This window comes from Brevibacterium sp. Mu109, from assembly GCF_900169375.1.
Taxonomy (GTDB): Bacteria; Actinomycetota; Actinomycetes; order Actinomycetales; family Brevibacteriaceae; genus Brevibacterium; species Brevibacterium yomogidense_A.
The window spans coordinates 169,460-180,483 of sequence record NZ_FXZF01000002.1; the positions used below are offsets into that span (position 1 = coordinate 169,460).

An 11,024-nucleotide genomic window follows, 5' to 3' on the forward strand; every position below is an offset into this window, starting at 1 on the left:
AGCATCCGCGGGCGGAAGACGACCTCGTCGGGGTCAGACGCGGCAGGCTGCAATATTCGTCACCAGGATCGCGCGGGCTCCGGCCGTGTACAGCTGGTCCATCACCGTGTGCTGGGAGTCCGCGGACACCATCGCCCGCACGGCGACCCATTCGGGGTCCCGCATGGGTGAGACGGTCGGGCTCTCGAAGCCCGGGGTCACCGCCACAGCGTCCGAGAGCTTCTCCACGGGCACGTCGTAGTCCAGCATCACGTAGCTGCGGGCCACCATGACGCTCTCCAGCCGGCGGACGACGACCGCGGCGGCCTCCGACAGGTGCGGGCGGTCCTGCGGTGCGACGAGGACCCCCTCGGAGCGCATGAGGGGCTCCCCGAACGTCTCGAGGCCGGCCTGGCGCAGCGTGGTGCCCGTCTCGACGACGTCTGCGATGGCGTCAGCCACGCCCAGCTCGATCGACACCTCGACGGCGCCGTCCAGGCTGACGGTCCGTGCGTCGATCCCGCGTGCCTCGAGGTCCTTCCCCACGAGGACGGGGTAGCTCGTGGCGATGCGGCGACCGGCGAGGTCCGCGACATCCGTGAACGTCCCGGCAGTACTCGCGTAGTGGAACCGCGAGCGGCCGAATCCCAGCGGCAGGATCTCGAGCGCCCCGGCCTCCGACTCGAGGAGGAGGTCGCGCCCCGTCACACCGAGGTCCAGGATCCCCTCACCGATGTACACGGCGATGTCGCGGGGACGCAGGTAGAAGAACTCGATGCCGTTCGTGTCGTCGCGGCTGACCAGCGTCTTCGAGTTCGTGCGCAGCTGGTAGCCCGCCTCGCGCAGCATGGTGGTGGCGGATTCGGAGAGCGTGCCCTTGTTGGGCACCGCGATGCGAAGCATGGGTATGGGGCTCCTGGGAGTGGGATGACCGGCGATGGGTGGGTGCGTAGCGACCGCTCAGAGATGTCGGTAGACGTCGCTCGGCGCGAGTCCACGGGCGATCATCATGACCTGCAGGTGGTAGATCGCCTGCGAGATCTCCTCTGCGAGTTCGTCATCGCTCTGGTATTCGGCGGCCATCCACACCTCGGCCGCCTCCTCCACGATCTTCTTCCCGATCTGATGGATGCCCGCGTCCAGTTCCGCCACGGTGGACGAACCGGCCGGACGTGTCTGTGCCTTCTGGGTCAGTTCCGCGAACAGGGTCTCGAAGTCCTTCACAGGTTCAGGGTAGTCCAGTCCCGTTCCCGCGGTCATACGGGGTCCGGACGTGAGACGTCGGGCGAGAAGTCGGTGGGTGAGGCGATCCGCTGCCGCGAGCGCCTGCTCCAGTCGATGATGCCCACGACGACCATGATGAGGAAGACGAAATAGACGGCCCCGGAGAAGACCAGTCCGCCCATGATCGCGAGCGGGATGCCGACCAGGTCGACGAGCAGCCACACGAACCAGAACTCCACGATCGCGCGGCCCTGTGCGGCCATCGCCGCAAGCGATCCCACGAAGATGTAGGCGTCGGGGTACGGGTTCCACGACCAGCCGCCCCACGCGAGCACCGTCCCGAAGACGGCCGTGCCGACGGCGAGGAATCCGAGCAGCGCGATGCGCTCCTTCCACGTGCCCCAGCGGACCTTGATCTCGCCGGACTCCTGCTTCGCCTGCCGCCAGCGGGTCCAGCCCCAGATCGCAGCGGCGATGATGACGACCTGGCGGGACGCGTTGCCGCCCAGGCCCGCGCCGATGCTCGCGCTCAGCAGGAGGATCGACCCGACGATCTGGACGGGCCAGGACAGGATCGACCGGCGCAGCGCGAGGAACACCGTCGCGATCGCGCAGATGTTGCCGATGAGGTCCGACCACGGGACCGGGACGCCCGCGAGCGTGAAGACCGGCGTGTTGAGGAGGTCGAGGAAGCCCACGCGTCAGTCCCGCCGGGCCGCTTCGGCCGCGGTCCGCAGTGAGCGAATCGCCGCGTCCGCGTCGTCCGCGCCGTAGACGGCGGAGCCTGCGACGAGCACGTTCGCCCCCGCCTCGACGACCCGCTCGACCGTCGAGGCGGACACGCCGCCGTCGACCTGCAGCTTGATGTCCAGCCCGGCTGCGCTGATCGCCTTCCGCATCCGGCGGATCTTCGGCAGGCAGACGTCGAGGAACTTCTGACCGCCGAATCCGGGCTCGACGGTCATGACGAGCACCTGGTCGAATTCGGGGAGGAGGTCGATGAGCGGCTCGATCGGGGTCCCGGGCCGCACGGCGATGCTGGCGCGCGCGCCCAGCCGGCGCAGTTCGCGGGCCAGTCGCACGGGTGCGGCGGCGGCCTCGGCGTGGAAGGTCACGGACTCGCACCCGATCTCCGCGTACACGGGGGCCCAGGTGTCCGGGTCCTCGATCATGAGGTGCGCGTCGATCGGTATCGGCGACACGGCCCGGATGCGCTCGACGACCGGGGGGCCGAACGTGAGGTTCGGCACGAAGTGGTTGTCCATGACGTCGACGTGCGCCATGTCCGCACTGCTGATGCGGCTCAGTTCACCGGCCAGGTCGGCGAAGTCGGCGGAGAGGATGCTCGGATTGATGTGTATGCCCACGCGCCCACCTTAGCGCCGCACCAGCAGGGCCAGGAACATGGCATCCGTGCCGTGGACATCGGGCCACAGCTGGGCGAAGCGCCCGTCGCCGCGCGCCGCCGATGCGAAGGTCTCCGCAGGGCGACCGGTGAGCTCCGCCAGCACCGCCGGTGCATCGAGCAGCTCCACCTCGCCGCCTGGGAGCACGTCGTCGACGATGCCGGCGGTCTCCGCCCAGTGCGGTGAGCAGGTCGAGTACGCGATGATCCCGCCCGGCCGCGCCGCCGCGATGGCGGAGTGAAGCAGCTCCGTCTGGAGGGGTGCCAGGGCGGCCACGTCGTCGGGTCGTCTGCGCCACCGGGCCTCCGGGCGACGGCGCAGGGCGCCGAGGCCCGTGCAGGGCACGTCGACCAGCACGCCGGAGAACATCCCCGCCTGGTCGCGGCCGACCGTCCTGCCGTCCGCGTGGACCGCCTCCACGGTGCCGGGGCTGCCGGCGGTGGACTCGCGTACGAGCCGCGTCCGATGCTCGGAGGAATCGACCGCATGCACGCGGCCGTTCCGTCCTGCCGCGACGGCACCCAGCACCGCGGTCTTGCCGCCCGGTCCCGCGCAGAGGTCGAGCCAGCTCGGATTCGCAGCGGTGTCCGCCGCTGTGAGCGCGAGCGCGACGAGCTGCGAGCCCTGGTCCTGGACCCGCACGTGCGCGTCCGCGACGCCGGGGACGTCCCGCGGGTCGCCGGTCTCGAGCACCAGTCCGATCGGCGAGAGGTCCGCTGGCGTCAGCTGCGCGTCCTCGGCAGCGGCGAGGTCGTCCCGGTCCGCGAGCCCGGGCAGCGCGGCGAGGCTGACCTTCGCCGGAGCGTTGTCCGCATCGAGCACGTCCCGCAGTGCCGCCTCCAGCCCGTCTCCCCCGCGTCCGTGGCCGCGCAGCGCCATCCGCAGGGCGCGCACGATCCACGCGGGGTGCGAGGTCCGCAGCGCGAGCGCCTCGTCCGCTCCGCGGCCTGCGGTGAGCTCCTCGATCCAGGTGTCCGCGTCGTGCGCGGAGACCCTCCGCAGCACGGCGTTGACCAGACCGCTGGAGCGTCCGCCGCCCGCCCTGCGCAGGGCCTCCACGGTCTCGGAGACCGCCGCGTGGTCGGCCACCCGCATGTTCAGCAGCTGGTGGACGCCCATGCGCACGGCCGAGGCGGTGCGCGGGTCCAGATCCGCCGGATGCCGGTCCGCAGCCGCTTCCGCGACCGCGTCGTAGAGGCCGAGGCCGCGCAGGGTCCCGTAGGTCAGTTCGGTCGCCAGCGACGCATCCCGCGCGTCCAGCCCCGCGTCCCGCAGGCGCGCGGGCAGCAGGAGGTTCGCGTACGCGTCCGCCTCATCGACCTCCGTCAGCACGCTCAGGGCCACGTCCCGGGCGGACTGCCGCACGGCATCCCGCGCCCGAGGCCCTCCCCCGGATCCCCGCTGCTGCGGATTCCTGCCCTGCCGCGGGCTCCTGCCCTGCCGGTCGCTGCTGCCGTGTCGGTCGGGCCCGCCCTGCCTCCCGCCCCTGCGCTCACTCATCGTTCTCTCCGCTCTGCTCATCGTCGTCGAGGATGTCGAACGCCGCGTCCGGCCGGCCGCGCAGGAAGTCCGCGGCGTCCATCATCGGCTTGCCGAAGGGCTGGATGCCGGCGACCCGCACGGCGCCGTCCCCCGTTCCCAGGACCACCCCGTCGTGGACCGCCGCGATACGACCCGGCCCGGGCACTGCGTCGTCGGGCCCGGCCTCGGACAGCCCCGCGAGCTTCGTCCGCTGGCCCCCGATGGTCGCCCAGGCGCCCGGGGACGGAGACACGCCCCGGAACCGGGCCAGGACCTCGGCGGCGGGGCGGGTGAGGTCGAGGCGCGCCTCCTCCGGGTCGATCTTCGCCGCGTGGCTCGGCTCGCCGACCTGGTCGGTCAGTGCGCAGTCACCCGAGGCCAGCAGCGAGAACGCCTCGGCGAGCAGCCCGGCGCCCTCGCGAGCGTAGGAGGCGAGCACCGCGCCGGCATCGGCGGCAGGCAGGTCGAGCGTGCGCTGCAGCAGCACGGGCCCGGTGTCCATCCCCTCATCGATCCGGAAGACGGTGAGCCCGGAGTGCGTTCGCCCGTCCATGAGCGCGCGCTGCACGGGGGCCGCACCGCGGTACTCGGGCAGCAGCGAGAAGTGCAGGTTGAACCATCCCAGCCGCGACGTCGCCAGGGCGCGGGGGCCCGCGATCGCACCGAACGCGACGACTGCGACCGCGTCCGCGTCGAGCGCTTCGAGCTGTCCCAGCACGTCTCCGCGCAGGCGGGCCGCCTCCAGGACCGGCAGTCCCAGCTCCAGGGCGCGGCGCTTGACGGGGCTGGGCGTCAGGACGCGTTTGCGCCCGACGGGGGCGTCCGGCCGTGTCAGCACGCTCACGATGTCGTGATCGGCGTGCAGGGCCTCCAAGGACGGGACTGCGGCGGGCGGGGTGCCGGCGAAGACGATTCTCACGCCCGACAGTCTAGGGCCGCGGCGGCCTCAGAGCGCGCTGAGCGGGTCCAACACGTGCCTGACCACTGCCGCTCCCGACGCGGACCGGTGCGCGGCGATCGCCCGCAGCGCTGCGGAGACCGCGGTCGAGTCGGTCAGTTCGAAGGCCAGGAGCCGCGTGTGCACGTCGTCCTCGCCGTCGTTACCGAAGAGCGGCGTGAGGAAGCCCTCTCCGAGCTCGGCGGTCAGGCGGCCGAGCACGTCCAGGACGTCGCGGCGCGCACCGCTGAGACGCAGAGTGCGCACGACGGGCGGCAGTCGCGTGGCCCGCCGGTCCGTGAGCTCGCCGTGCGCGAAGCGGACCGGGTCGAAGGTCTGGAGCACCCGGACGACGACGTCCGTGTCATCGAGCACCAGAGCGCGGCCGCCGTCAGCGGATGCGCGGACCAGTGCGAGGGCCCTCAGCCGGCGGGCGATCGCCTTCCCCACTCCGTCGAGGCCGGGTCCCGGCCAGAGCGAATCGAGCAGCACGGCCGCCGCGTAGCCTCCCTCCGCATAGGGCTCCGCCCCCGTCGTCGCGACGACGATGGCCTGCTCCGGGCCGACCGACCCCACGATGTCCTCGCCGCCGGAGCGGATGACAGGCACCTCGGCGAATGCGCGCTGCAGTTCCTCGACGGTGCGCTCGAGACCGCGGACGACCGCGCGGACACGGGTCGCACCGCACCGCTGGCACGGGCACCGCTCCTCACGCAGTCCGCAGCCCGCGCACGCGAAGGGTCCTGCGGCCCCCGCCGCGGACAGCCTCCGACCGCAGCGCGGGCAGTCCAGGAGGTCACCGCACCGTGCGCATGCGACGACGGGGAGGTATCCGGCGCGCGGCACCTGGACCAGCACGGGACCGTGCGCGGTCTCGCGCCGGCTGCGGCCGAGTGCGCCGCGCAGCACCTCGAACGCCTCCGGGGGCATGCGCTCGTAGGCGCCGTTCGCGTGGGGCAGCAGGACGAGCGGGGCCGTGGCCCTGCGGTCCTCGCGGGCCATGTCGATCGATCCGACCCAGCCGGTCTCGACCAGCCGCTGCACTTCCACGGTGCGCGCGTGGTCGAGCAGGAGAAGGGCCGCGCCCGTCTGCCGGACTCGGACGAGGCAGACCTCGCGGGCATGGGGGTAGGGCGCCCGCTGCTCGGCGAAGTGGTCGCTGCCGTCGTCCATGAGGAGCACGAGCCCCAGGTCGTCAAGCGGTGCGAACGCGGCGGCCCGCGTGCCGATCACCAACCGGGCCGCACCGCCGTGGGCGCGGACCCACGCGGACCAGCGAGCCTGCGGACCCTGATCCGCCGACAGCCGCACGGTGTGCGGGGCCAGCGGGCCGAGCCGCGCGGTGAGCGCGCTGAGCTCGCGGTGGTCCGGCACCAGCCAGAGGACCGACCGGCCGGCCGCGATCGTGATCGCCGCCGCCCGCAGGCCCGCGCTGATCCACCCGGTGCCCGGTTCTCCCCCGGGCGTCAGTGCGTACGCGGCGCGAGGGCCGTCCTCGCCGTCGTCTGCCGGGCTCAGCCACTCCGTGAGCGCCGCGAGGAAGGCCTCATACGACGCGGGCGCACCGGACGGTGCGGGAAACTCGTCGGGTCCCGGCACGGGAGGAGCCTCCGCATGATGCCGGGTCACTGCTGTGAGGGCCGAGCGCTCGCCCGCAGCATGGCGGGGCGGCACCGCGAGCCGCAGGACGTCCGGGACGGTTCCCGCCCAGCGGTCGGCCACCTCGCGGACCAGCGGCATGAGCCGCTCGTCGGCGACCGGCAGCGGTGAGACCACGCGCTCGAGCGGTGCGATCTCCCCCGCCACGTCCGTGTCCTCCGCACGGGACAGGAGGAATCCGGAGACGAGACGGCCCGAGAACCGCACGCGGACACGGACACCGGGGACCGCCTCGGCGTCCTGCGTCTGGGTCACGCCGTAGTCGAAGGTGCGTGCGAGGTGCGGGACCGCGGTCTCGAGCATGACGCGGGCGACGGGCTGCGCCGCAGCGGGAGTCAGACCGCCTCGCAGCCTGATGCCCGTGCCGCTCGCCGCGAGCTCTCCGTCGCCCAGGAGCGACGGCTGGGAGTCCATCAGCCGACGAGCGCCGCGAGGGCCTCCGCCTTGTCGGTGCGCTCCCACGTGAACGCGTCGCCCGTGCGGCCGAAGTGCCCGTACGTCGCAGTCTGCGAGTAGATGGGACGGATGAGATCCAGTTCACGGATGATCTCTGCGGGGCGCAGCGGGAACACCTCGCGGATCGCGGACGCGATCTTCACCGGATCCGCCTGCTCCGTGCCGAAGGTCTCCACGTAGAGGCCCACCGGTTCGCTGCGGCCGATCGCGTAGGCGACCTGGACCTCTGCGCGCTTCGCGAGGCCTGCGGCGACGACGTTCTTCGCCACCCAGCGCATCGCGTACGCAGCGGAGCGGTCGACCTTCGACGGGTCCTTGCCGGAGAACGCGCCGCCGCCGTGACGGGCGAACCCGCCGTACGTGTCGACGATGATCTTGCGTCCCGTGAGCCCCGCGTCCCCCATCGGGCCGCCGATCACGAAGTCGCCGGCCGGGTTGATGAAGTACTCCGTCCCGGAGCTGTCGAGCGAGAAGTCGGCGAGCACGGGCTCGATAACCGCTTCGTGCATGTCCGCACTCAGCTGGGCGTGCGTGTAGTCGCGCGAGTGCTGGGTGGAGACCACCACGGCTTCCAGGGACACCGCCGATTCGCCGTCGTAGCCGATCGTGACCTGTGTCTTGCCGTCGGGGCGCAGATGGGGCAGCACACCCTGCTTGCGGACCTGGGCGAGCTGCTCCGAGAGGCGGTGCGCGAGGTGGATGGGCAGCGGCATCAGCACGTCGGTGGAGTCATCCGCGTATCCGAACATGAGGCCCTGGTCGCCGGCGCCCAGGGACGTGCCGTGGTCGGTGTCGTCGGACGCACCCGACCGGCGCTCGAACGAGGTGGTGATCCCTGCGCTGATGTCCGACGACTGCGCGCCGATCGACACGGAGACCCCGCAGCTGTGGCCGTCGAAGCCCTTGTCGGAGGAGTCGTAGCCGATGCCGGTGATCGTGTCCCGCACGATGTTCGCCACATCCGCGTACGCGGATGAGGTCACCTCCCCCGCGACGTGGACGAGTCCCGTCGTCACGAGCGTCTCCACGGCGACCTTCGAGGTCGGGTCCTGCCGGAGGAGCTCGTCGAGGACCGCATCGCTGATCTGGTCGCAGATCTTGTCGGGATGGCCCTCGGTGACGGATTCGGACGTGAAGTGGCGGAGTTGAGGAGAAGTCACCTGTTGATCCTATCGACTGCGTTCGGCCGCGACTGCGGCGATGACATCGTTCGACACGTGGGCCTTGGAGCCCTCGCTGCGTGCCACTTCCTCCGCACCGTCGGCACCTGCGCGGTAGACGACCACGGCGTTGTCGTCGTGGCCGAACGCGCGGTCGCCCGAGACGTCGTTGAAGACAAGGAGGTCGCAGCCCTTCCGGAGCAGCTTCGCCTGGGCGAGCGACTCCGCGGAGGTGTCATGCGAACCGGTCTCCGCCGCGAAGCCGACGAGCAGCTGGCCCGTGCGTGTGCGTCCCGCATCGCGGAGCTCGACGAGCCCGCGGAGGATGTCGGGATTCTCGACCAGCGCGATCGTGAGGTCGTCGCCGGTCTTCTTCATCTTGTGCTGGGCTGCGGCGGCGGGCCGGTAGTCGGACACGGCCGCGGCCATGACGATCACATCGGCACTCGACGCGTGGGCCGTGCACGCCGCCTCGAGTTCGGCCGTGGTGCTCACATGCTCGATGTCGACGCCGGCGGGGAGCGAGGCGAGCACATCGGAGTCGACGTTCGCGGCGATGAGGGTGACGCGGGCGCCCGCAGTCGCGGCTGCGGCCGCCAGAGCCGCCCCCTGCTTCCCGGAGGAGCGGTTGCCCAGGAAGCGCACGGGGTCCAGGGGTTCGCGCGTTCCGCCTGCGCTCACGATGACCGAGGCGCCGGACAGTGCGCCGTCTGCCCGGGACTCGTCTGCCCGGGAGTCATCGGCGGGAGCAACTGGAGTGACCGTGGAGGCGTCGGCTGAGTCGGGTGCTGCCGAACGACCGGTCGCCGCGAGCGCCGCCTGGATGATGTCGTCGGGCTCCGGCAGGCGACCGGGGCCCGTGTCCGCACCCGTGAGGCGGCCGGACGCCGGCTCGATGACGGTCCAGCCGCGGGCGCGCAGCGTCGCGACGTTGTCGACCGTCGCGGCGTTGAACCACATCTCGGTGTGCATCGCGGGCGCGACGACCACGGGGCACGTGGCTGTGAGGAGGGTGGCGGTGAGGAGGTCGTCGGCCATGCCGGCACGGGCGCGGGCCAGCAGGTCCGCAGTCGCCGGTGCTACGACGACCAGGTCCGCCTCGTGCCCGATGCGCACGTGCTCCACGTTCTCCACGCCCTCGAACACGGTCGTGGAGACGGGTTCGCCGCTGAGCGCCTCCCAGGTGGGAGCGCCCACGAATCTCAGCGCGGCCTCCGTCGGCACGACGCGCACGGCGTGGCCGCGCTCGCGCAGGCCCCGGAGCACGTGTGCGGCCTTGTAGGCCGCGATGCCCCCGGTCACACCGAGGACGATCCTCATTCGGTGCCGGCCTCCGGTGCGGGCTCCTCGGAGATCGGCGAGGTGAACGCGTCTGCGCCGAATGCCTCGTCGTAGGCGAAGTTGTGCGGGTACTCGATGTCCGTCACCGGAGCGAAGTCGGCCTCCGTGGGCTCACGCATGATGAGCTTGCCCTCGTGGATCTCGCGCAGCGCGATCGACAGCGACTTCTCGTTCGCCTCAGGCGTGACGAGCGGCCCCACGTTCTCGAGCAGGCCCTCCTGCAGCTGTGCGTAGTACGAATTGATCTGGCGGGCACGGCGCGAGCTCTGGACGACGAGCTCATACTTCGAATCCGTCACGGCGAGCAGGTCGTCGATCGGCGGGAACGTGATTCCCTCGGGTGTGTGTGCCACAGATTCTCCCTCTGGTTCGGATGCGCGCACGACCATCGGGCCGTGCGGTGAATGGGTGTGCCGACCCTAGGCGGGTCGGGAGACTCCCATCAAGTCTACTAGCTCCGCCGCTGCGGCGTGCACATCGTGGTTGACGATGGTGACGTCGAACTCCGATTCGGCGGCGAGTTCCCTCTTCGCGGTCGCGAGCCTGCGCTCCTGCTCCTCACCCGATTCCGTGCCCCGACCGACGAGGCGGCGCACCAGCTCGTCCCAGCTGGGCGGAGCGAGGAACACGAACAGCGCATCGGGCATCGCCTCGCGCACCTGCCGAGCACCCTGGAGGTCGATCTCGAGGAGCGGCGATCCCCCGGCCGCGATCTGCTCGTCGACGGGACCGCGCGGCGTGCCGTAGCGGTTGCGCCCGTGGACGACCGCATACTCGAGCAGCTCTCCGTCCGCGATCATCCGGTCGAACTGCTCGTCGCTGAGGAACCGGTAGTGCACGCCGTCCACCTCCCCCGGGCGCGGAGCGCGCGTCGTCGCCGACACGGAGAACCAGACGTCCGGGAACGCCTCGCGGATGCGCGCACTCACTGTGCCCTTGCCGACGGCGGTCGGACCCGCGAGGACGGTGAGGCGGCTCATCCGGCGAAGCGGTCCAGCAGAGCGGCGCGCTGGTGCACACCCAGCCCCTTGATGCGACGTGAGGCTGCGATGCCGAACTCCTCCATGAGTGCTGTGGCACGACGGTCGCCCACGCCCGGAAGGGAGCGCAGGAGGTCGTGGACCTTCATCTTGCGGAGCGATTCGTCTGCCGCGGCTCTCTCGAGCACTGCGGCGAGCGTCGTCTCACCGTTCTTCAGGGCCGCCTTGACTTCAGCGCGCGCCTGTCTGGCTGCGAACGCCTTGTCGAGGGCGGCTTCCCTCTCCTGCGGGGTCAGCTGCGGAAGTGCCACGGCAGTGTCTCCTCGTCCGGGGGTCCGGTGAGCTCCCACCTGGAAGCTCT

Annotated in this window: 12 protein-coding genes; all 12 read right to left on the reverse strand. The window is 71.6% G+C overall.

From position 1 onward, the window contains the following. Nucleotides 1–33 precede the first annotated feature (33 nt). The gene (gene hisG / locus BSP109_RS02095; RefSeq protein WP_087007294.1) at nt 34–882 is read right to left on the reverse strand and encodes an ATP phosphoribosyltransferase; all 849 of its coding nucleotides are present in this window, start codon (nt 880–882) and stop codon (nt 34–36) included. 57 nt (nt 883–939) lie between these two features. Then, nucleotides 940–1,203, reverse strand: a complete 264-nt coding sequence (locus BSP109_RS02100; RefSeq protein WP_087007424.1) for a phosphoribosyl-ATP diphosphatase — start codon at nt 1,201–1,203, stop codon at nt 940–942. 32 nt (nt 1,204–1,235) lie between these two features. Further along, complete coding sequence (locus BSP109_RS02105) at nt 1,236–1,901, reverse strand: nicotinamide mononucleotide transporter family protein (protein ID WP_087007292.1); 666 nt, start codon at nt 1,899–1,901, stop codon at nt 1,236–1,238. A gap of 3 nt (nt 1,902–1,904) precedes the next feature. Next, complete coding sequence (gene rpe / locus BSP109_RS02110; protein ID WP_087007290.1) at nt 1,905–2,570, reverse strand: ribulose-phosphate 3-epimerase; 666 nt, start codon at nt 2,568–2,570, stop codon at nt 1,905–1,907. A gap of 9 nt (nt 2,571–2,579) precedes the next feature. Then, entirely contained in the window at nt 2,580–4,109 is a 1,530-nt protein-coding gene (locus BSP109_RS02115) for an RsmB/NOP family class I SAM-dependent RNA methyltransferase (RefSeq protein WP_101599226.1), read from the reverse strand. Further along, nucleotides 4,102–5,049, reverse strand: a complete 948-nt coding sequence (locus BSP109_RS02120) for a methionyl-tRNA formyltransferase (protein WP_087007286.1) — start codon at nt 5,047–5,049, stop codon at nt 4,102–4,104. The genes BSP109_RS02115 and BSP109_RS02120 overlap by 8 nt, the downstream gene beginning before the upstream one ends. 27 nt (nt 5,050–5,076) lie before the next feature. After that, a complete protein-coding gene (locus tag BSP109_RS02125; RefSeq protein WP_101599227.1) occupies nt 5,077–7,140 on the reverse strand; it encodes a primosomal protein N' in 2,064 nt (687 codons plus the stop codon). Continuing rightward, on the reverse strand, nt 7,140–8,342 hold the full coding sequence (metK, locus tag BSP109_RS02130) for a methionine adenosyltransferase (RefSeq protein WP_087007282.1): 1,203 nt from the start codon (nt 8,340–8,342) through the stop codon (nt 7,140–7,142). The genes BSP109_RS02125 and metK overlap by 1 nt, the downstream gene beginning before the upstream one ends. Nucleotides 8,343–8,351: 9 nt before the next feature. Further along, entirely contained in the window at nt 8,352–9,662 is a 1,311-nt protein-coding gene (locus BSP109_RS02135) for a phosphopantothenate--cysteine ligase family flavoprotein (protein ID WP_101599228.1), read from the reverse strand. Beyond that, nucleotides 9,659–10,036: a DNA-directed RNA polymerase subunit omega gene (gene rpoZ / locus BSP109_RS02140; RefSeq protein ID WP_256970309.1), complete on the reverse strand. Its 378-nt coding sequence runs from the start codon at nt 10,034–10,036 to the stop codon at nt 9,659–9,661. The genes BSP109_RS02135 and rpoZ overlap by 4 nt, the downstream gene beginning before the upstream one ends. 66 nt (nt 10,037–10,102) lie before the next feature. After that, nucleotides 10,103–10,663 (reverse strand): guanylate kinase, encoded by a 561-nt coding sequence (gene gmk / locus BSP109_RS02145; protein WP_087007277.1) that lies wholly within the window; start codon nt 10,661–10,663, stop codon nt 10,103–10,105. Then, a complete protein-coding gene (gene mihF / locus BSP109_RS02150; protein ID WP_087007275.1) occupies nt 10,660–10,974 on the reverse strand; it encodes an integration host factor, actinobacterial type in 315 nt (104 codons plus the stop codon). The genes gmk and mihF overlap by 4 nt, the downstream gene beginning before the upstream one ends. Nucleotides 10,975–11,024: the final 50 nt, after the last annotated feature.